Source organism: Methylobacillus methanolivorans (assembly GCF_054588515.1).
In genome coordinates this window covers 234,687-254,706 of the sequence record NZ_BAAILT010000002.1, presented here as the reverse complement: position 1 = coordinate 254,706, position 20,020 = coordinate 234,687, and the positions used below count along the sequence as shown (strand labels likewise).

Here is a 20,020-nt window from a genome sequence, read left to right as displayed (position 1 = left end):
CATGACCGAGATATCGCCCTGCTCTATTCCTGTAATTGCCATTGATGGCCCCTCTGCTTCTGGCAAGGGAACCGTAGCGCAGCGTGTCGCAACAACCCTGGGTTACCACTACCTTGATTCAGGTGCGATTTACCGCATTGCCGCACTTGCCGCGCTCAAGCACGGCATCAACTGGCAAGACGAAATGGCGCTAGCGGAAATGGTAACCCATCTGGACATACGCTTTGCAGCAGGAGAAATTTACCTGAACGGTGACATCATCACCGAAGCCGTACGTACCGAAGAAATTAGCCGTGGCGCTTCTGAGGTTGCCGTACACCCTGCATTGCGCGCAGCCCTGCTTGATCTGCAAAAAAGCTTCCGCAAGGCACCCGGCCTAGTCGCAGATGGCCGGGACATGGCCACTGTCGTCTTCCCGGATGCAAGCACCAAGATATTCCTTACAGCCAGTGCGGAGATTCGGGCCGAGAGGCGCTATAAACAGTTGATGGAAAAAGGAATCCATGCTAATCTCGCGGAAATCTTGCAAGATTTGCAAGCACGTGATGCAAGAGATAGCCAAAGATCTGTTGCACCGTTGCAGAAAAGCGAGAATGCAAAGTTGCTGGAAACCAGCCACCTTAGCATAGACCAGGCAGTAAACGCGATCCTGGATTACAGTCGCGCCAACACTGACAAACAAGTTTTGTAGTACTAGCGCCGTGAATCTCACCGGTTCATGGTTTTTTTAATTTAGCCCCGCTGCACGGCGGGATTATCTGGATATTTTTTTAATGGCTAACCTTTCAACCACAACCTCATCCATGGAAAGCTTCGCAGCCCTGTTCGAGGAAAGCCTGGCTCGCCAGGAAATGCGTTCCGGTGAAGTGATCACCGCTGAAGTTGTCTCTGTTGATGATGACTTCGTTATCGTCAACGCCGGCCTAAAGTCGGAAAGCGTGATCCCTGCCTCCGAGTTCCGCAATGATCGCGGTGAACTCGAAGTAAATGCAGGCGACTTTGTCAAAGTCTGCATCGAATCCCTGGAAGATGGTTATGGTTCCACCAAGCTGTCCCGCGAAAAGGCCAAGCGCCTGGCTGCATGGCAAGACCTCGAAGAAGCAATGAACGAATCCCGCATCATCAAGGGCATGGTCAATGGCCGCGTCAAGGGTGGTCTGACTGTCATGGTCAACAGCATTCGTGCATTCCTCCCAGGTTCACTGGTTGATCTGCGCCCTGTTAAAGACACGACTCCATTTGAAAACAAGGAATGGGACTTCAAGGTTATCAAGCTGGATCGCAAGCGTAACAACGTTGTGGTTTCCCGCCGCGCTGTGCTGGAAGAAACCATGGGCGCTGACCGCGAGGCACTGCTCGAATCCTTGAAGGAAGGCGCAGTAGTCAAGGGTATCGTCAAGAACATCACCGACTACGGCGCATTCGTTGATCTGGGTGGCATCGACGGCCTGCTGCACATTACCGACTTGGCATGGCGTCGCGTCAAGCACCCATCTGAAGTGCTGACTGTTGGTGAAGAAGTTGAAGCAAAGATCCTCAAGTTCGATCAAGAGAAGAACCGTGTTTCCCTGGGTATCAAGCAGTTGGGCGACGATCCATGGGTTGCTTTGGGCCGCCGTTACCCAGTGGGTACCCGCCTGTTCGGCAAGGTCACCAACCTGACCGACTACGGTGCATTCGTTGAAATCGAGCCAGGCATTGAAGGTCTGGTACACGTTTCCGAAATGGACTGGACTAACAAGAACGTACATCCTGCCAAGATCGCTCAATTGGGCGACGAAGTAGAAGTGATGATTCTGGAAATCGACGAAGACCGTCGTCGTCTGTCCTTGGGCATGAAGCAATGCCAGGCTAACCCATGGGATGACTTTGCTGCTTCCCACAAGAAGGGTGACAAGGTTAGCGGTCAAATCAAGTCCATCACCGATTTCGGCGTATTCATCGGCTTGCCTGGTGGTATCGACGGCTTGGTTCACTTGTCCGACCTGTCCTGGAACCAATCTGGTGAAGAAGCTATCCGCAACTTCAAGAAGGGTGACGAACTCGAAGCTGTAGTACTGAGCATCGACGTTGAGAAGGAGCGCATCTCCCTTGGCGTTAAGCAACTCGATAGCGATCCATTCAGCGCTTACACTGCATTAAATGACAAGGGTGCTATCGTTAAGGGTATCGTGAAGTCCATCGAAGCTAAGGGCGCAGTGATTACGCTTGAAGGCGAAGTAGAAGGCTACCTGCGTGCTTCTGAAGTTTCCCGTGACAAGGTAGACGACATTTCTACCGTGCTCAAGGAAGGCGAAGAAGTCGAAGCCCGCATTACCAACATCGACCGCAAGAACCGCTCTATCGCCCTGTCCATCAAGGCGAAGGATCTTGCTGACGAAGCTGATGCGCTGCAAAAATTCAGCAATGATGCCGGTTCTGCTGGCACCACCAATCTTGGTGCATTGCTGAAGGCTAAGCTTGACGGCAAAAACAACGAGTAAGGTCATAGCGTCATGACCAAATCGGAGTTGATTGCCAACTTGGCTGCGCGCTTTCCGCAACTGGTTGTCAAGGATGCAGAACTTTCCGTCAAGGCTATCCTTGATTCCATGACGGATAACTTGGCTTCCGGTGAACGAATTGAGATTCGTGGTTTTGGTAGTTTCAGTTTGAACTACCGCCCACCACGTCTTGGTCGCAATCCTAAGACAGGTGAAAAAGTACAGGTACCGGAGAAACATGTACCTCACTTCAAAGCTGGCAAGGAATTGCGCGAGCGTGTAGACGGCGACAGCAATTAAGCACACCAACAACTCGTTTGTTGTGCTAGGAAAAGCGGTAGCATCCTCAATGGTGCTACCGCTTTTTTATTTTTTTACATCGAATTCCGCACGTTTTGGTGATGCTTGGGTAAAATCAGGGGATGCGCACCTTATACACGATACTTAGCGTTTTGCTGTTCATCCTGCTGCTGGGGTTTGCCTTCAAGAATGCGGAGCCTGTTGAACTGGCTTATTACCTTGGCTACTCATGGAGAGCACCGCTATCCCTCATGCTGCTGGTTACGTTCTTTACTGGCATCATCGCTGGTGTCATTGCTTGCCTGGGCTCGCTAATCAGCCAACGCCGCAAGCTACTTGCACTGGAAAAAGAAATCAAGAACCTGAAGATGAACAAGTAGTACGTATATTCGTATCGTCATCCTTAGCAAAATGCTTGTCACATTGATGGCAGGCTCGGAAATTAATCATGGAATTTGAATACTGGTGGCTACTCGCCCTTCCCCTCTTCTTCACCTTAGGCTGGCTGGCCGCACGGGTAGACATCAACCAACTGCTGACCGAATCTACCGCATTGCCTGCAGCATACTTCAAGGGTTTGAATTTCCTCATCAGTGATCAGCACGACAAGGCCATCGAAGCTTTTATTGAGGCCGTGCAAGCGAATGCAGACTCCATGGAGTTACATTTCGCATTAGGCAGCCTGTTCCGCCGCCGTGGCGAAGTGGATCGTGCCATCCACTTGCATCTCAACCTGCTGGAACGCAAGGAACTGCCTGATCAACAGAAACAGGCCGTGATGGCCGAACTGGCACAAGATTACCTCAAGGCAGGCCTGTTTGACCGGGCAGAGGAACTCTTCACCTCATTGCACGATAGCCGCTACAAGCAAACCGCATTACGTGCTCTACTGGAAATCTATATCCGCGAACGCGAATGGAATCACGCGATCAAGAGTGCGATTGAACTGGAGCGCCTGTCTGGTATTTCCTTCCGCAAGGAAGTGGCACAATTCCATTGTGAAATTGCCATGAAATCCATTCTTGAGCATGATACTCATAGTGCCCGTCATGCCTTGGATATGGCGATTGAAGCCGATAAGCGCTGCGTGCGCGCCAACATCATGCTAGGTGACCTCGAAGCGGCTACTGGCAACCACAAGCAAGCCATCTCATTCTGGAAACGCGTTGAATTCCAACGCCCTGAATACCTCGGCCTGGTAGCACCCAAACTACTTAATAGCTACAAGGCGCTAAATAATCTGGATGAAGGTATTAGCTTACTCAAGGGTTATTTACAGGCATACAAACTACCCTCGATGCTCAACCTGGTATATGAAACCACCTTGAGCGAAGAAGGGGCCGCAAGCGCTGAAGCACTGGCCCGTGAAGAACTGCGCCGCAAGCCCAGCCTGCAAACCCTGGATCAACTTCTACGAGCGCAATCCCTGATGGAAGGTGCCAACCAACAAGACGCCTTGTTGATGCAACAAACTGTACGTTATGCCATTGGTAATCGTAGTGCACATTACTGCGACCAATGCGGCTTCCGCGCCCGGAATTTCCACTGGCAGTGCCCAGCATGTAATGCCTGGGAATCCCTATCACCTGAAACCAAAGAATCTGCTGTATGACCGATCCCAAGATTATCGTTGCCCTGGATTATGCTGATGCTCCGAGCGCCCTTGCCTTAGCCAAACAACTTGACCCCAAGCTTTGCAAGCTCAAAATCGGCAAGGAACTGTTCACAGCAGCGGGACCACAACTGGTAGAACAACTGGTAGGCCTGGGCTTCCCTGTTTTTCTGGATCTCAAGTTTCACGATATCCCCAACACTGTGGCCAAGGCTTGTGAGGCAGCTAGCAAACTGGGGGTATGGATGCTGAATGTACATGCGTCCGGTGGCAGCAAGATGATGGAAGCCGCGCGAGAAGGCGTTGCCCGTAGCGGTCATTCGCCCTTGCTCATCGCCGTCACCGTGCTTACCAGCATGGACCAAGCCGGCTTGCAACAACTCGGCGTCAACGCACCAATTGAACAACATGTGCTGCACCTGGCCACATTGGCCCAACAGTCTGGGCTTGATGGCGTTGTCTGCTCAGCGCAGGAAGCCCCACTGCTACGACGAAACCTGGGCAGTGAATTCTGCCTCGTCACCCCCGGCATTCGTCCCGCGGATGCCAGCCTGGATGACCAATCACGCGTCGTCACCCCACCACAAGCGCTCGCCATGGGCTCCAGCTATCTGGTCATTGGTCGCCCGATTACCAAAGCAAGCGATCCACTAGCCGCTTTAACCCTCATTCACCAATCTATACAGCAATAACTCCCAGGCTTGTTTCATGATTTTCATGGAGCATTTTCCATGATTTTCCTTAACACAAGCTCATCCTTAGCAGGCTTATGATGGAGTTGTCCGCCAGCAATGGCGGGCATAAAACCGATAACCATGTTCAAGGGGAGATTCATCATGAAGAAATCATTGTGGGCTGCAATCCTGCTATCGCTGGGCCTGTCATTCAGCGCCATGGCAGCTGTTGATCTCAATACTGCATCTGTCACAGAACTCGAATCAGTTAAGGGCATTGGCCCGGCCAAGGCTCAAGCAATTGTTGACTATCGCAAATCCCATGGCGGATTTAAGACTGTGGATGAGCTTGATAATGTGAAAGGGTTTGGCAAAAAGAGTGTCGATAATTTACGCAGTGAATTATCAGTAGGAAAATCTGCTAAAGCCCCTGCTGCCAAGCCAGAAAAGAAAACTAACTAAAAATTCTCACAAAAAAATCCCCGCCTCTAGCGGGGATTTTTACATCATCTCAATATGTCTATTATTTGACACGCATTCCCGGGGCAGCACCACTATCCGGCGACAAGATAAATGGCCCACCTCGTTCATCGCTCGCTGCCAGCACCATACCTTCTGACAAGCCAAACTTCATCTTGCGGGGAGCCAGGTTAGCCACCATCACGGTCAAACGTCCCTTCAGGCTTTCAGGGTCATAGGCAGATTTGATGCCTGCAAATACTTGGCGTGGCTTATCTTCACCAATATCCAAACTCAACCTGAGCAATTTTTCTGCCCCTTCAACATGCTCCGCATTAGCGATGCGGGCGATACGTAAATCTACCTTGGTAAAATCATCAATCGAGATATACGACCCCTCTAATGAGGACTCTGGAGTAGCCTGCTGTTGCGCCGGCACTGGAGCCACTTGAGATTGCAATGACTCTTTATTAGCTGCCACCATAGCCTCGACGTGCTTGGGATCAATACGAGTGATCAGGTGTTGATAGGTCTGTATTTGGTGACCAGCGGGTAATGGACGATTAATATCTGCCCAAGTCAATGGGGCAATATTGAGGAATACCTCAATAGATTGCGCCAATCCTGGCAAAACCGGCTTGAGGTACAAAGTGAGTAGGCGGAATATTTCCAGGGCAGCAGAGCAGACTTCATGCAGCGCCTCTGCTTGCTCGGGGTGCTTGGCCATATCCCATGGCGCATGCTCTGCCACATAGGCATTGGCCTTGTCCGCCAGTGCCATGATGTCGCGCAAGGCGCGTGCGGTATCACGATTGGCAAAACTGTCGCGAATGCCATTCGCAGCAGCTCGCAACTCAGCGATCACTGCATTTTCTCCTACGGCACCCAACTTGCTATCAAAGCGCTTGGCAATGAAGCCAGCAGTACGGCTAGCAATGTTGATGTACTTGCCTACCAGATCACTATTCACGCGCGCGACGAAATCTTCCAGGTTGAGGTCAATATCCTCCATGGTACCGTTGAGCTTGGCCGCATAGTAATAACGCAAGTATTCGGGGTTCTTCACATGATCAAGATAGCTGCGTGCCGTGATGAAGGTACCTCGTGACTTAGACATTTTTTCGCCGTTCACCGTGAGGAAACCGTGGGCGAAGATTTGCGTAGGCTGACGATAGCCGGAAAACTTCAATGTGGCAGGCCAGAACAAGGCATGGAAGTACAGGATATCCTTTCCTATGAAGTGATATAACTCGGCTTGGCTATCTGGCTTCCAGTATTCGTCAAAATCCAGGCCTGCGCGTGTTGCCAGGTTCTTGAAACTTGCCATGTAGCCGATAGGCGCATCCAGCCAGACATAGAAATACTTGCCTGGAGCATCAGGAATCTCGAAGCCGAAATATGGCGCATCACGGGAAATGTCCCAATCCGAAAGACCGGACTCAAACCACTCCCCCATCTTGTTGGCAGCTTCAAGCTGCAAAGTGCCAGAACGTGTCCATTGCTTGAGGAAATCCTCACACTCGCTCAACTTGAAGAAATAATGCTCGGTTTGCTTGCGCACCGGTGTGGCACCTGATACAGCAGAATAAGGACTGATCAACTCGGTCGGGCTATAAGTCGTTCCACATACTTCACAGGAGTCACCGTATTGATCCTTGGCATGACATTTTGGACATTCACCCTTGATAAAGCGATCAGGCAAGAACATGTTCTTCACTGGATCGTAATACTGCTCTATCGTGCGTGTCGCGATCTTGTCATTCGCCTTGAGTTCGCGATAAATACGGCCAGACAACTCGCGATTCTCCTCGGAGTTGGTCGAATAGTAATTATCAAAAGCAACGAGAAAATCGGTGAAGTCAGCATAGTGCTCGCTATGCACCCGGCTGATGAGCTCTTCCGGTGTAATACCTTCCTTTTCAGCACGCAACATGATGGGCGTGCCATGAGTATCATCCGCACAGACGTAATGCACGGTATTGCCTTGCATCTTCTGGAACCTCACCCAGACATCGCTCTGCACGTATTCCACCATATGACCAAGGTGGATGCTGCCATTGGCATAAGGCAAGGCAGAGGTAACCAGTAATTTGCGTGGTGCATTCGAAGAATTAGCGGGGATATTTCCAGACATAGTCATCAACTAACAGGCAACAAATAGAATCTCTTATTCTAACAAACTGCCAGGGTTTCACATAAGCAATCCGCATGCGCTAGAATGTCCCGTCCAACGAATTTGCAGGAACCCCCATGCCACTTACCGAATCCCAGGTGCAAGATACCCTTCGTACCGTGATTGACCCCAATACGGGCAAAGACTTAGTGAGCAGTAAATCTGCACGCCAAATTGCCATCAACGGCAGTCATGTTTCGGTCGACATTGTGCTTGACTACCCCGCGCAGAGCATTCTGGCGAATATCCGGGACTTGGTCACACAGGCAGTCAAGACGTTACCCGAGGTCGATAACGTCACGGTTGGCGTTACCAGCCGTATCGTTTCGCACAAGGTGCAACGTGGCGTTCAACTCATTCCCAACGTCAAAAATATTATCGCGGTCGCATCGGGTAAGGGCGGCGTTGGCAAATCCACGACAGCAGTCAACCTGGCCTTGGCTCTAGCCACCGAGGGTGCACGCGTCGGCATTCTTGATGCCGATATTTATGGCCCGTCGCAACCACAAATGCTGGGGCTAAAAGGTACGCCAGAAAGCACAGATGGAAAAAGCATGGAGCCGCTTGAGCACTATGGTGTACAGGCCATGTCCATTGGTTTCCTCGTCGATGTCGATACTCCGATGGTCTGGCGTGGGCCCATGGTAGTCGGCGCATTGGAGCAGCTACTGCGGGACACACGCTGGAAAGACCTGGATTATCTGGTCGTCGACCTACCACCGGGCACAGGGGATATCCAGCTCACCTTGGCACAGAAAGTGCCGGTCACTGGCGCCATCATCGTCACCACACCACAGGACATTGCACTGCTGGATGCACGCAAGGGGCTCAAAATGTTCGAAAAAGTGGGTATTCCGATACTCGGTATTGTCGAGAACATGAGCACGCACATCTGCTCACAATGTGGACATGAAGAACATATCTTCGGCACTGGCGGTGCGGCAAAAATGTGCGCTGACTACAACAGCGAACTCTTAGGCAGCCTACCGCTGGATATCCGTATCCGCGAAGAAACCGATAGCGGCAAACCTACCGTAGTCGCCGACCCGACAGGCCAGATTGCCAACACTTACAAATCTATCGCTCGCCGCGCCGCAGTCAAGCTTGCCGCCTTAAGCCAGGATTACAGCAGCAAGTTCCCCAACATCGTTATCCAGAAGACTTAAATGATAAAGGCCCTACCGGGCCTTTATTCTATTCACAGCATGCCGAGCCTCCCAAAAAGGCACGGCATAGCTCCGCTATAGGTTCACGCCAAAAATGTAAACATCCACGCCATTCTTGGGCTTGATCAGGCTGGCTGGAATAGGCTCACCACGCCGCCAGTTATCGACTGCGTCCTGCTTACCTGCCCCAGTCACAAAGAAGATCACCTCATGCGCCTGGCCCAAGCGGGCAGCACTAATGGAGACCCGCTCTGGCGGCGGCTTGGGTGCGCCAAACACGGGCACGGCAGCTTGGGCATCATCCCAAGTATGGCCAGGGAATAAGCTGGCAGTATGACCATCTTCGCCCAACCCCAATAAGACCAAGTCGAAGTTACCCAAATCAGCCAAAGTTTGGCTATAGGATTGAGCAGCTTCAACAGGGCCACGCTCAGCGGGAATGTCATGAATCTGTGATGAAGGGATCGCCACATGCTTGAGCCAAGCCTCATGTGCCATCAGGCTATTGCGTTCCTCGTGCTCTGGCGGCAGGCAACGATCATCACCATAGAACACATGCCATTTGCTCCAATCGGTTTCTATCTGAGGCAACAATTGATAGATACTCTTAGGGGTGCTACCGCCTGCCAATACAATACTGAACTTGCCATGTCCGGCAATCGCATTACGCGCAGCTGCTTCAATATGCTCGACTGCGCTACTGTTAAGAGCCTCTTGTGCCGTATACACCTGCCATCGACTCACCTGGCCATTGACCACCAGGGACTGTGTTGTATTTTGCATGATATAAAACCTTCACGTTATAATTGCTGGGCTGTATCTTGAGAATTTTAACATTATCAACCCCGGCCCATCTCATCAAAAATCAGTCTTGCCCAAAAGGCAGCACGGATCCATGCAGATGGCATCATCCTCATCAAGGAAATATTCAATGAAACTTGCAATCATCGGCCTAGGAAAAATGGGTGGCAACATGGCGCGCCGCCTCCTGAAAAATGGTATCGAAGTCGTCGGTTTTGACTTCAATCAGGATGCTGTTAACCAGATATCCCAGGCCAACGGCATGATTCCAGCCAGCTCCGTCGCAGATGCGGTATCCAAGTTATCTGGCGAGCCCAAGAAAATCGTGTGGATTATGCTGCCTAGCGGCGAAATCACCGAAAACCAGATCAAGGATTTGGTTCCCTTGCTGGATAAGGGCGACATCATCATCGATGGCGGCAACTCAAACTACAAGCATAGCCAACGCCGTGGTGCATGGCTGGCAGAGCAAGGCATTGATTTCATTGACTGCGGTACTTCCGGTGGGGTCTGGGGTTTAGAGAACGGCTACTGCCTGATGTACGGTGGCACCAAGGAAGCAGCTGACACCATTGAGCCTATCGCCAAAGCACTGACTCATGAAGACCGTGGGTGGGCACATGTAGGCCCGATTGGCTCTGGTCACTTCACCAAGATGATCCACAACGGCATCGAATACGGCATGATGCAGGCATTTGCTGAAGGCCTGGACCTGCTCAAGGGTAAGGAAGAATTCAACCTAGACTTGGCCCAGATTACCGAGCTCTGGCGTCATGGTTCTGTCGTGCGTAGCTGGCTGCTGGACCTCACTGCTGAAGCCTTGGCGCATGACCAAGAACTGTCCTCGATTGCCCCTTATGTTGCTGACTCCGGCGAAGGTCGTTGGACCGTGGTTGAAGCCGTGGATCAAGGTGTAGCAGCACCTGTGCTAACCGTGGCATTGCAAGCACGCTTCAGAAGCCAGGATTCCAAGGGTTATAGCTACAAATTGCTGTCGCTGATGCGCAATGCCTTCGGTGGCCACGCCGTCAAGACCAAGTAATAAAACTAAAGGCCATGCAGCACTGCATGGCCTCCATGACCAACCTGATTAGAGAACACTGAATGAAAGTCATAGACCCCTGTACCCTCGTTCTGTTTGGTGCGAGCGGCAACCTCTCCCGCATCAAGCTCATGCCTGGCCTGTTCCGTCTTGACCAAGCAGGTCGCTTGCCCGAGAAGATGGCCATCCTTTCCGTTGGCCGCAGCCAGGTGTCGCGCGAGGCATGGCTTGCCGACATCAAGGGCATGCTGGATGCCAAGTTCAAAAATGGCTATGACCAGGCAGTGTTCGAGCGTTTTATCGAGCGCCATCATTACCATGCCAATCCACCGGATGATGCAACCTCCTTCACCCGCCTGAAGGAAACCTTGTCGAACGAAGCTGTGTTCCCACAAAACCTGGCCTACTTCCTTTCCGTGCGCCCTTCCGACTTCGCCACCATCGTTGAGCAATTGGCTGGCGTCGGCCTGACCCAGGAAGACAAGTACTGGCGCCGTGTTGTGGTGGAAAAGCCATTTGGCACTGATTTGAAGACTGCGCAAGAGCTGCAATCCTCGATCACCAAGCACCTCAAGGAAAGCCAGATCTACCGTATCGATCACTACCTTGGCAAATCTGCATTGCAGAACATCATGCTGCAACGCTTTGCCAATACCATCCTCGAACCATTGTGGAACAAGGATTACATCGACCACGTACAGATCACCAACACCGAGCAGCTTGGCGTGGGTGAGCGTACCCAGTTCTATGACGCCACTGGTGCGCTGCGTGACATGATCCAGAGTCATGTGCTGCAGACCCTGGCCCTGACCGCCATGGAACAACCAGCTTCCTTGAGCCCGGACGACATCCGCGCCGAGAAGATCAAGGTTCTGGAAGCTATTCGCCCTATCCCGGTCAGCGAACTGGAAAAGAATGCGTTCCGTGCACAATATTCCCCTGGCGAAGTAAAGGGCGAAAAAGTCCCTGGCTATCTGGAAGAACTCGGCGATAGCAGCAGCGTGGTAGAAACCTATGCTGCCCTCAAGCTATTTATCGACAATCCGCGCTGGAAAGGCGTGCCCTTTTACATCCGCACCGCCAAGCGCTTGCACGAAGCTGATACGCGCATCTCCATCCGCTTCAAGAAAGCCCCGCTGCAACTGGGTAAAGGCCAAGATCAAAACTGGCTCATCATCGGCATCCAACCACGTGAATGCATCAAGCTGGAAATCCAGTCCAAGATTCCTGGTCTGGATATTGCCACCCGCACCATTGAGCTTGATGGTGCAAATCGCCAGGAAGGCGACGAAACCATTGATGCCTACGAGGCCTTGCTGCTCAACCTGATGGAAGGTGACAACTCGCTCTACCTGCACATCAGTGAAGTAGAGGCACAATGGCGCCTGGTTGATCCAGTGATTGAGGCCTGGGCCAAGGATCGCCAGCCTGTGCACCAATATCCTGCTGGCAGCAGCGACCCTGAAGCTTCCAAGGTGATTTTCGAGCATGAAGATCAGTTCTGGCGCTACAGCATTGCCCTCGGCGGCGACCAACAGTAATTCATTCTGATGACGAAACAAAGCGGAGTGCTAACACTCCGCTTTTTGTCTTTCCAGCGAAAGAGATTGCAATGAGCATAAAATCCGACAAGTGGATACGCCGCATGGCAGAGCAACACGGCATGATAGAGCCATTCGAGCCTAACCTGATCCGTGAAGTAAACGGCGAAAAAATCGTCTCCTATGGCACCTCGAGCTATGGCTACGATATTCGTTGCGCTGATGAGTTTAAGGTATTCACCAACATCAACAGCACCATCGTCGACCCTAAGAATTTCGATCCCAATTCCTTTGTCGAATTCAAGAATGATTTCTGCATCATTCCGCCAAACTCCTTTGCACTGGCACGCACGGTCGAATATTTCCGTATTCCCCGCAGCGTACTGACGGTGTGCTTGGGTAAGTCCACCTACGCGCGATGTGGCATCATCGTCAACGTCACTCCGTTCGAGCCAGAATGGGAAGGTTATGTGACACTGGAGTTCAGTAACACCACCCCGCTGCCAGCCAAGATTTATGCCGGTGAAGGATGTGCTCAAGTATTGTTCTTGGAATCAGACGAAGAATGCGAGACCTCTTATAAAGATAGAGGTGGTAAGTACCAAGGCCAAGTAGGCGTCACGTTACCCAAGATCTGATTTACGCCAATACACTCAGTCGCGCCTTTGTCATATCCAGCGCAATTGAGTGTGTTATATTCCGCTTTTTTAATTACCCCCTAGGCTGCCTTCAGGAGGCCTCATGAAATTTCGCTTTCCAGTCGTCATCATTGACGAAGATTTCCGCTCAGAAAACTCTTCAGGCCTGGGCATTCGCGTGCTCGCCAAAGCTATTGAGGACGAAGGCTTTGAAGTATTGGGCGTGACCAGCTATGGCGACCTCACTTCGTTTGCCCAGCAGCAAAGCCGTGCTTCTGCTTTTATCCTGTCGATTGATGATGAGGAATTCGTTGAGGAGTCTCCTCATGCGCTGGAGAACCTGCGTAATTTTGTTGACGAAATCCGCTTCCGCAACGAAGAAATTCCCATCTTCCTGCACGGTGAAACCCGCACATCGCGCCATATTCCCAATGAGATTCTGCGCGAATTGAATGGCTTCATCCATATGTTTGAGGATACGCCGGAGTTTGTCGCACGCTATATCGTGCGTGAAGCGCGTACCTACCTGGATAGCCTCCCACCACCTTTTTTCCGCGCGTTGACCCATTATGCAGCAGATGGCTCTTATTCCTGGCATTGCCCTGGACACTCAGGCGGTGTCGCCTTCCTGAAGTCGCCAGTCGGCCAGATGTTCCACCAGTTTTTCGGCGAGAACATGCTGCGCGCGGACGTCTGCAATGCAGTGGACGAACTGGGCCAACTGCTGGACCACACCGGCCCGGTAGCCGCTTCGGAACGTAATGCCGCGCGCATTTTCAATTGCGACCATCTTTACTTCGTCACCAATGGCACTTCCACTTCCAACAAGATCGTGTGGAACTCCACCGTTGCTCCAGGCGACGTCGTCATTGTTGACCGTAACTGCCACAAGTCGGTGTTGCACTCCATCATCATGACTGGCGCGATTCCCATCTTCCTCATGCCGACGCGCAATCATTTCGGCATTATTGGGCCTATTCCCAAGGCAGAATTCTCCTGGGAAAACATCCAGAAAAAACTGGAAGCCAACCCATTCATCGGCGACAAAACGGTCAAGCCACGTGTGCTGACCATCACGCAATCTACCTATGATGGCGTGCTATACAACGTCGAGGAAATTAAGGAAATGCTGGATGGCAAGATTGATACCCTGCATTTCGACGAGGCCTGGCTGCCACATGCCACCTTCCACGACTTCTATGGCGATTACCATGCCATCGGCGCAGATCGTCCGCGTTGCAAGGAATCCATGGTGTTCTCTACCCAATCCACGCACAAATTGCTCGCTGGCCTGAGCCAGGCTTCGCAGATATTGGTGCAAGACGCGCAGGATATTCAACTGGATAGAGACCTCTTCAACGAGGCTTATCTGATGCACACTTCAACCAGCCCGCAATACTCCATTATCGCCAGCTGTGATGTTGCGGCTGCCATGATGGAAGCGCCCGGTGGTACTGCCCTGGTGGAAGAATCCATCATGGAAGCCCTGGACTTCCGCCGTGCCATGCGCAAGGTAGATGAGGAATGGGGCGCAGACTGGTGGTTCAAGGTCTGGGGACCAGATGACCTTTCCGAAGAAGGGATTGAAGAGCGCGAATCCTGGATGCTGAAGGCTGGCGAACGCTGGCACGGGTTTGGCAATCTGGCCGAAGGCTTCAATATGCTCGACCCGATCAAGGCGACCATCATCACGCCAGGATTGGATGTAGATGGTGCATTCTCCGACGACATCGGCATCCCTGCCGCGATCGTGACCAAGTACTTGGCCGAACATGGCGTTATCGTGGAGAAAACCGGCCTCTACTCCTTCTTCATCATGTTTACCATCGGCATCACCAAAGGCCGCTGGAATACCATGGTGACGGCCTTGCAGCAGTTTAAGGACGATTACGACAAAAACCAGCCACTATGGAAGGTTTTGCCAGAGTTTATCGCCAAGCATCCGCGCTACGAACGGATTGGCCTGCGGGATTTATGCACCCAGATTCATGAAATATATAAAGCCAATGACGTGGCAAGACTGACCACCGAAATGTATTTGTCCAACATGATTCCGGCCATGAAGCCTACCGATGCTTTTGCCAAGGTGGCGCACCGCAAGATCGACCGCGTACTGATCGATGAACTGGAAGGCCGTATCACCGCTGTCTTGTTGACCCCTTACCCACCAGGTATTCCACTACTGATTCCAGGCGAGCGCTTTAACAAGGTCATCATCAACTACCTGCGTTTTGCCCGTGAGTTCAACGAGCGCTTCCCAGGATTCGAGACAGATGTACACGGCTTGGTGAAGGAAGTGGTCGATGGCAAGGCCCACTACTATGTAGATTGCGTCGCCAATTAAATGTGACTCACTGAAGTTGCCGGCCTCCCCGGTAACTTCAGGATGAGCTTGATGATCAGGCTATTTATTTCCTGCGTTCGTAGGTTACATAGCGAAACGGCAAGCCTTTCGCACTGATTGACTCCTCTCGTGATACCTCTTGCCAATCCTGCAAATCGAACTCGGGCAAAAAGGCATCACCTGTAAACTCTGCCTCAATCTCAGTGATATACAGGCGATCGGCCAGCTTCAAGCCAACTTGATACAGTTCCGCGCCACCAATCAGGAAGGCTTCGTTATCATTGGCTGCCAAGGCGATTGCCTGCTCCAGGCTGTTGGCGATCAATGCGCCTGGCACTTCATAGGCCTGATTACGCGTCACGATGACGGTAGTGCGGTCTGGCAATAAGCGATTCAAGGACTCATAAGTCTTGCGCCCCATGATGATATGGTGCCCTGTTGTCAGGGCACGAAAGCGTTTGAGATCCTCCGGCAAATGCCAGGGCAAGGTATTGTTGAAGCCAATGACACGATTCTGTGCCACGGCCACGATAAGAGAGAGTTTAGCCATGGCTCTATTATACTTGGAGTTATCTCTCGGAGCCTTGTAGGACAAGCACCGTCTGCCCCTCATAAATGAGATAGTTTAAGATGAGGGCCGAATGCCATGGTTTACCTCATCATTCAAGCATCGCTAACGAAAGAAACGGAACCCAAGTTTTGCAGATTGCCTACCCAAAATCCTTTCTCAAGCTACTACTCATTGGCTTTGCCCTAGCCATGCTGCCACTGTTGTTTGCTTTTGGTAATGCAGCCCTTTACCTTGACCGTCTGGCAACCCAAAGCCGCGATACAGTGACCCAAGCCGTGCAGGCTACCCGTGCCAGCCGCGCGCTCGTGGAGCAGATCACCTTTATGGAGCGTAGTGCCAGGCAATATTTCGTCCTAGAAGATGCACTCTTGCTGGAAAATTACGAGAAAGCCCACGAGAAATTTGTAGACGCATGGCAAGACCTTGATCAACTGCCGATGACCAATAGGCAGAAACATGCGTTGATCCAGCTCTCCAGTGAAGAACTATCTCTCTTTCAGAGCGTTGTTCATCCGGCTAATCCTGCTCCTCTGATTGAAGAAACCGTGGATCGCTTTGCCGACCTGACCGCCAAGGCCCAGAATATCTTGGACGAAAACAATCGCCAGATTGACCGTGAATCCGCCATTCTCGCAGAGACTGCCGAACGCACGCAGCAGATCATGCTCTGGCAAACCCTCACGCTCATTCCGGTTGCCTTGTTGGTCGCCTTAATGATCACCTTCCTGGTAGCACAGCCAATCAGGCGTATGGATGCGGCTATTCGCAAGCTTGGTGAGGGAGACTATACCGAGCCTATCAGTATTGACGGCCCAGGGGACCTGCGTAACCTAGGCGAGCGCCTGGATTGGCTACGTGCACAATTGAATGAGCTGGATCAGCAAAAACAACGCTTTCTGCGCAATGTATCTCATGAGCTCAAAACCCCACTCACGGCCATTCGTGAAGGTAGCGAGTTGCTTGGTGACGAAGTGGGGGGCACTCTCACACCACAACAGCGCGAGATTGCCGGCATACTGCGTGAAAGCAGTTTGCGCCTGCAAAAAATGATAGAAAACCTACTGAACTATACTGCCGTGCAATTTCATGCACCTCAGTTAAAACTAGAGCCCATCGCACTGACCAAGCTTGCAGAAGATATCTTGGCTGATTATTCACTGACCATCAGCAACAAGAATATTGGCATCCAACGTGATTTTTTCCCCACCGAGATTATGGGGGATCACGAAAAAATCCATTCTGTATTCGATAACCTAGTGTCGAATGCCATCAAATATACTTCGCCATCCAGCAACATCCGTATCAGTATTACGCACCAAGCTGATCATGCCATCATCGAAGTACATGATGGCGGCCCTGGTGTCATGTCAGCGGATAAAGCCAAGTTATTCGATCCTTTCTACCGTGGTGATAGTGTGTATGAAAGCCTGGTCAGTGGTAGCGGCCTGGGACTTTCCATCGCCAAGGAATACGTAGATGCCCATGGTGGCGAAATCATTTTATTGCCCTCGGAACACGGAGCACACTTCCGCGTTTCCCTCCCCTTGAAAGCTGTCACTGCATGAATTCCAAACACTTAATTTCCCTTGCCATCGCAGGCACCCTGCTAAACGCATGTGCCCACCAGCCACAATCAACGGGCACTCTTGAGAAAACCTCATCGCCCACTGCAGTCTCACAGGTGAATAGCCATAAGGAACACCACACTGAGCCCAACCTGCTGGAATTCATCAGCAACTTTTCTGAATTATCGTTAGAGCTGCAAAAAAAGGAATTAGCGGCAGCCTTGCAAAAAACCAGCAATAACAATAATGACTTACAACAAAAAACCCGGGTAGCCATTATCTATTCGGTCCCTGGCAGCAAGTTACGAGACCCGCTCAAGGCACAACCTTTGCTTGATGAGTTGGCGCGTGAAAAACAGCTGAGCAAGGAAGAAAGCGCTATCGTGTCCATCCTCCGTGACAATGCAGCGGAAACAACCAAGCTCAACCAACGCTTACGTGAAGAACTGCGCCGTGCAGAAGAAAACCAGCAAAAAGCCAATGGTTTGCAGCAAAAGCTGGATGATCTCAAAAAAATTGAAAGGACCATGATGCAGAAATCGCTGAAAGATCCTAACCGGAGTGGGAGTAAATGACTGAAGTAGTAAAGAAAATACTAACTGTTGATGATGACCCAGACATCCTCAAGCTGATGGGCATGCGGCTCAAGGCAGCTGGTTACCAGGTCGTGACTGCAACCAATGCAGAAGAGGCACTGTCGCAAATTGCCATCAGCCGCCCTAGCCTGGTCATTACGGATTTGCGCATGCCTGGCATGGATGGCTTGGCTCTGTTCGATGTCATCCATAAGTCCGACCCATCTCTTCCCGTCATCATGGTGACCGCCCATGGTTCCATTCCTGAAGCAGTCGACGCAACCCAACGCGGTGTTTTTGGCTTTCTAACCAAGCCATTTGACAGCAAATCATTGCTCCAGCAAGTAGAGGCTGCATTACGTGTTGGCACAGGGGCATTACAGAACCATGCCGAAGATGGAGACAACGAGTGGCGTAAGAGCATCGTCACCCGTAGCCCGCAGATGGAAAACCTGCTTGGGCAAGCCAAACTCATGGCAATTTCTGATGCCAGCGTATTTATCCAAGGTGAAAGTGGTACTGGTAAGGAACTGCTTGCCCGTGCCATTCACCAAGCCAGCCCTCGCCGGGATAAACCTTTTGTTGCCATCAACTGCGGCGCTATTCCCGAGGCTTTGCTGGAATCCGAATTATTTGGTCATAGCAAAGGCGCTTTCACAGGCGCATTGCGTGATCATAAAGGCCTCTTTCAAACGGCTGATGGCGGCACCCTGTTTCTGGATGAAATCGGCGACATGCCCTTACCCTTACAGGTCAAGTTACTGCGCGCATTACAAGAGCGTGCGATTCGCCCTGTAGGGTCAAGTACAAGTATTCACATTGATGTAAGGGTCATTTCTGCCACCCACCGTAATCTTGCAGAAGAAATGAAATCCGGTCGTTTCCGGGAGGATCTCTACTATCGCATCAATGTGGTCGGCCTTGAAATTCCTGCCTTGGCGGCACGTCGCGAAGATATCTCGCTGTTGGCTAATAATTTCCTCAATGAGCTGACCACCAAATATCGCAAGAAACTCAATGGCTTTGCTCCCGAGGCACTTGAACTGCTCATTGCCGCCCCATGGCCAGGCAATGTGCGTCAGTTGCAGAATATCGTTGAGCAGACCGTCGTACTCTGTACCACGCCACTGATTCCAGCCACATTGGTACAAAAAGCCTTGCAAGAGGATATTGGCGGGATCGTGCCATTTGAGGTGGCACGCAAAAACTTTGAGCGTGACTATCTGGTGAAATTACTCAAGGCCACTAATGGCGGCGTCACACAAGCCGCCCGGCTGGCGCAACGTAATCGCACAGAGTTCTATAAGCTATTGCAACGTCATCAATTGACGCCTGCGTTGTTCAAGCACGACAACACCACAAACTAACGTCTCTCTTCGGAGACGTATTTTTCCATTAAAATTCAATACGTTAATAAAAAATCATGCAATCTGTCTCACTTTTGAGACAGATTGCATGATTAACAATGTCTTAAAAATAACCATATCTCATTGATTTAAAATAATTAATTAAAGTTGGCACACTCTTCGCTATATATTAATCAAATATTTCGGCTGCAAACACCAAGTAAAACCAAGTCGGAGATGTACGAAGATATGCAATCCAATATTAAAAAAACACATCCAATGGTCCTCGTCGCTGCAACGGCTTTGACCATATTCAGCCTAGTTGGTAGCGCTGCCATCACCGGGCTTATTCCAGTCGCTCACACATATCGTCCTGACCTTGCACAGGAGTTGATTACTGACCCAAATGCAGCAATGGTGATTAGCAATACGCTTAATCAGGCAAAAGACCGCTCCCCCCGTGAGAATGGCGCGAGTCTTGGCGCATGCTCAGATTGTGGCATCGTGGTATCGATCCGCTCTTTTGAAAACAAAATGAAGAATTATCAAGTCAGTGAAAAAACTTCTGAGGCAACTTATCTGATCAAGATCAAGATGGGTAATGGTCTGCTTCACACCATTACACAATACAGTACACCGCGCTACTCTGTAGGAGACAATGTCAGACTCAAGAGTGGACGGTTAGTTAGTGCATAGCATGCATTGAGTCTCCAAGCTCCTCATAGCAGGC

At 51.1% G+C, this 20,020-nt stretch carries 20 protein-coding genes; 16 read left to right on the top strand and 4 right to left on the bottom strand.

Features of this window, described 5'->3' with window-relative positions; translation table 11 throughout:
- Position 1: 1 nt before the first annotated feature.
- The 6 genes from cmk to pyrF all read left to right on the top strand — a co-directional run bounded on the left by cmk (position 2) and on the right by pyrF (position 5,087).
- Positions 2–691 carry a (d)CMP kinase gene (gene cmk, locus LG202_RS02515; protein ID WP_230346846.1) on the top strand — a complete coding sequence of 230 codons (690 nt, stop codon included), beginning with the start codon at positions 2–4 and terminating at the stop codon, positions 689–691.
- 82 nt (positions 692–773) lie between these two features.
- Entirely contained in the window at positions 774–2,483 is a 1,710-nt protein-coding gene (gene rpsA, locus LG202_RS02510) for a 30S ribosomal protein S1 (protein WP_230346845.1), read from the top strand.
- A 12-nt stretch (positions 2,484–2,495) separates the two neighbouring features.
- Positions 2,496–2,783, top strand: a complete 288-nt coding sequence (locus LG202_RS02505) for an integration host factor subunit beta (protein WP_230346844.1) — start codon at positions 2,496–2,498, stop codon at positions 2,781–2,783.
- 122 nt (positions 2,784–2,905) lie between these two features.
- Positions 2,906–3,163, top strand: coding sequence for a LapA family protein (locus LG202_RS02500; RefSeq protein WP_230346843.1), 258 nt, complete (start codon positions 2,906–2,908; stop codon positions 3,161–3,163).
- 68 nt (positions 3,164–3,231) lie between these two features.
- Positions 3,232–4,395 (top strand): lipopolysaccharide assembly protein LapB, encoded by a 1,164-nt coding sequence (gene lapB / locus LG202_RS02495; RefSeq protein ID WP_230346842.1) that lies wholly within the window; start codon positions 3,232–3,234, stop codon positions 4,393–4,395.
- Positions 4,392–5,087 (top strand): orotidine-5'-phosphate decarboxylase, encoded by a 696-nt coding sequence (gene pyrF, locus LG202_RS02490; protein WP_230346841.1) that lies wholly within the window; start codon positions 4,392–4,394, stop codon positions 5,085–5,087. The genes lapB and pyrF overlap by 4 nt, the downstream gene beginning before the upstream one ends.
- 23 nt (positions 5,088–5,110) lie before the next feature.
- Here pyrF and LG202_RS02485 read toward each other — a convergent pair whose 3' ends face one another.
- Positions 5,111–5,233 (bottom strand): hypothetical protein, encoded by a 123-nt coding sequence (locus LG202_RS02485; protein ID WP_268867557.1) that lies wholly within the window; start codon positions 5,231–5,233, stop codon positions 5,111–5,113.
- Between LG202_RS02485 and LG202_RS02480 the strand changes: the two genes are divergently transcribed.
- Positions 5,232–5,531, top strand: a complete 300-nt coding sequence (locus LG202_RS02480; protein ID WP_230346840.1) for a ComEA family DNA-binding protein — start codon at positions 5,232–5,234, stop codon at positions 5,529–5,531. The two genes, LG202_RS02485 and LG202_RS02480, sit on opposite strands and share 2 nt — an antisense overlap.
- A 61-nt stretch (positions 5,532–5,592) precedes the next feature.
- Here the strand turns inward: LG202_RS02480 and metG are convergent, their stop codons facing one another.
- On the bottom strand, positions 5,593–7,662 hold the full coding sequence (gene metG, locus LG202_RS02475) for a methionine--tRNA ligase (protein WP_459724325.1): 2,070 nt from the start codon (positions 7,660–7,662) through the stop codon (positions 5,593–5,595).
- A 116-nt stretch (positions 7,663–7,778) separates the two neighbouring features.
- On the opposite strand from metG, the gene apbC reads away from it, so the two are divergent.
- Positions 7,779–8,867 (top strand): iron-sulfur cluster carrier protein ApbC, encoded by a 1,089-nt coding sequence (gene apbC, locus LG202_RS02470; RefSeq protein WP_230346838.1) that lies wholly within the window; start codon positions 7,779–7,781, stop codon positions 8,865–8,867.
- A gap of 75 nt (positions 8,868–8,942) precedes the next feature.
- Here the strand turns inward: apbC and pgl are convergent, their stop codons facing one another.
- Positions 8,943–9,650, bottom strand: coding sequence for a 6-phosphogluconolactonase (gene pgl / locus LG202_RS02465; RefSeq protein ID WP_230346837.1), 708 nt, complete (start codon positions 9,648–9,650; stop codon positions 8,943–8,945).
- A 148-nt stretch (positions 9,651–9,798) separates the two neighbouring features.
- On the opposite strand from pgl, the gene gnd reads away from it, so the two are divergent.
- The 4 genes from gnd (at position 9,799) to LG202_RS02445 (ending at position 15,233) form a co-directional block, all read left to right on the top strand.
- Positions 9,799–10,710, top strand: coding sequence for a phosphogluconate dehydrogenase (NAD(+)-dependent, decarboxylating) (gnd, locus tag LG202_RS02460; protein WP_230346836.1), 912 nt, complete (start codon positions 9,799–9,801; stop codon positions 10,708–10,710).
- A gap of 62 nt (positions 10,711–10,772) precedes the next feature.
- Positions 10,773–12,251, top strand: coding sequence for a glucose-6-phosphate dehydrogenase (zwf, locus tag LG202_RS02455; RefSeq protein ID WP_230346835.1), 1,479 nt, complete (start codon positions 10,773–10,775; stop codon positions 12,249–12,251).
- Between the two features lie 71 nt (positions 12,252–12,322).
- Positions 12,323–12,889 (top strand): dCTP deaminase, encoded by a 567-nt coding sequence (gene dcd, locus LG202_RS02450; RefSeq protein WP_230346834.1) that lies wholly within the window; start codon positions 12,323–12,325, stop codon positions 12,887–12,889.
- 103 nt (positions 12,890–12,992) lie between these two features.
- Entirely contained in the window at positions 12,993–15,233 is a 2,241-nt protein-coding gene (locus LG202_RS02445; RefSeq protein ID WP_230346833.1) for an arginine/lysine/ornithine decarboxylase, read from the top strand.
- Positions 15,234–15,297: 64 nt separating this feature from the next.
- Here LG202_RS02445 and LG202_RS02440 read toward each other — a convergent pair whose 3' ends face one another.
- Positions 15,298–15,783 (bottom strand): dihydrofolate reductase, encoded by a 486-nt coding sequence (locus LG202_RS02440; RefSeq protein ID WP_230346832.1) that lies wholly within the window; start codon positions 15,781–15,783, stop codon positions 15,298–15,300.
- A 149-nt stretch (positions 15,784–15,932) separates the two neighbouring features.
- Here LG202_RS02440 and LG202_RS02435 point away from each other — a divergent pair, with 149 nt between their 5' ends.
- The 4 genes from LG202_RS02435 to LG202_RS02420 all read left to right on the top strand — a co-directional run bounded on the left by LG202_RS02435 (position 15,933) and on the right by LG202_RS02420 (position 19,986).
- A complete protein-coding gene (locus LG202_RS02435) occupies positions 15,933–17,369 on the top strand; it encodes a HAMP domain-containing sensor histidine kinase (protein WP_230346831.1) in 1,437 nt (478 codons plus the stop codon).
- A complete protein-coding gene (locus tag LG202_RS02430) occupies positions 17,366–17,944 on the top strand; it encodes a hypothetical protein (protein WP_230346830.1) in 579 nt (192 codons plus the stop codon). The genes LG202_RS02435 and LG202_RS02430 overlap by 4 nt, the downstream gene beginning before the upstream one ends.
- Positions 17,941–19,311 (top strand): sigma 54-interacting transcriptional regulator, encoded by a 1,371-nt coding sequence (locus tag LG202_RS02425; RefSeq protein ID WP_230346829.1) that lies wholly within the window; start codon positions 17,941–17,943, stop codon positions 19,309–19,311. The genes LG202_RS02430 and LG202_RS02425 overlap by 4 nt, the downstream gene beginning before the upstream one ends.
- A 228-nt stretch (positions 19,312–19,539) precedes the next feature.
- Positions 19,540–19,986 carry a hypothetical protein gene (locus tag LG202_RS02420; RefSeq protein ID WP_230346828.1) on the top strand — a complete coding sequence of 149 codons (447 nt, stop codon included), beginning with the start codon at positions 19,540–19,542 and terminating at the stop codon, positions 19,984–19,986.
- Positions 19,987–20,020: the final 34 nt, after the last annotated feature.

What these genes read in the sequence shown, in the direction of transcription:
- cmk (WP_230346846.1), top strand. Translation starts at nt 2, where the DNA reads ATGACCGAGATATCGCCCTGCTCTATTCCTGTAATTGCCATTGATGGC.
- LG202_RS02420 (WP_230346828.1), top strand. Translation starts at nt 19,540, where the DNA reads ATGCAATCCAATATTAAAAAAACACATCCAATGGTCCTCGTCGCTGCA.
- rpsA (WP_230346845.1), top strand. Translation starts at nt 774, where the DNA reads ATGGCTAACCTTTCAACCACAACCTCATCCATGGAAAGCTTCGCAGCC.
- LG202_RS02430 (WP_230346830.1), top strand. Translation starts at nt 17,366, where the DNA reads ATGAATTCCAAACACTTAATTTCCCTTGCCATCGCAGGCACCCTGCTA.
- pyrF (WP_230346841.1), top strand. Translation starts at nt 4,392, where the DNA reads ATGACCGATCCCAAGATTATCGTTGCCCTGGATTATGCTGATGCTCCG.
- pgl (WP_230346837.1), bottom strand. Translation starts at nt 9,650, where the DNA reads ATGCAAAATACAACACAGTCCCTGGTGGTCAATGGCCAGGTGAGTCGA.
- dcd (WP_230346834.1), top strand. Translation starts at nt 12,323, where the DNA reads ATGAGCATAAAATCCGACAAGTGGATACGCCGCATGGCAGAGCAACAC.
- gnd (WP_230346836.1), top strand. Translation starts at nt 9,799, where the DNA reads ATGAAACTTGCAATCATCGGCCTAGGAAAAATGGGTGGCAACATGGCG.
- LG202_RS02425 (WP_230346829.1), top strand. Translation starts at nt 17,941, where the DNA reads ATGACTGAAGTAGTAAAGAAAATACTAACTGTTGATGATGACCCAGAC.
- LG202_RS02500 (WP_230346843.1), top strand. Translation starts at nt 2,906, where the DNA reads ATGCGCACCTTATACACGATACTTAGCGTTTTGCTGTTCATCCTGCTG.
- zwf (WP_230346835.1), top strand. Translation starts at nt 10,773, where the DNA reads ATGAAAGTCATAGACCCCTGTACCCTCGTTCTGTTTGGTGCGAGCGGC.
- lapB (WP_230346842.1), top strand. Translation starts at nt 3,232, where the DNA reads ATGGAATTTGAATACTGGTGGCTACTCGCCCTTCCCCTCTTCTTCACC.
- apbC (WP_230346838.1), top strand. Translation starts at nt 7,779, where the DNA reads ATGCCACTTACCGAATCCCAGGTGCAAGATACCCTTCGTACCGTGATT.
- LG202_RS02480 (WP_230346840.1), top strand. Translation starts at nt 5,232, where the DNA reads ATGAAGAAATCATTGTGGGCTGCAATCCTGCTATCGCTGGGCCTGTCA.
- metG (WP_459724325.1), bottom strand. Translation starts at nt 7,662, where the DNA reads ATGTCTGGAAATATCCCCGCTAATTCTTCGAATGCACCACGCAAATTA.
- LG202_RS02485 (WP_268867557.1), bottom strand. Translation starts at nt 5,233, where the DNA reads ATGATGAATCTCCCCTTGAACATGGTTATCGGTTTTATGCCCGCCATT.
- LG202_RS02505 (WP_230346844.1), top strand. Translation starts at nt 2,496, where the DNA reads ATGACCAAATCGGAGTTGATTGCCAACTTGGCTGCGCGCTTTCCGCAA.
- LG202_RS02440 (WP_230346832.1), bottom strand. Translation starts at nt 15,783, where the DNA reads ATGGCTAAACTCTCTCTTATCGTGGCCGTGGCACAGAATCGTGTCATT.
- LG202_RS02445 (WP_230346833.1), top strand. Translation starts at nt 12,993, where the DNA reads ATGAAATTTCGCTTTCCAGTCGTCATCATTGACGAAGATTTCCGCTCA.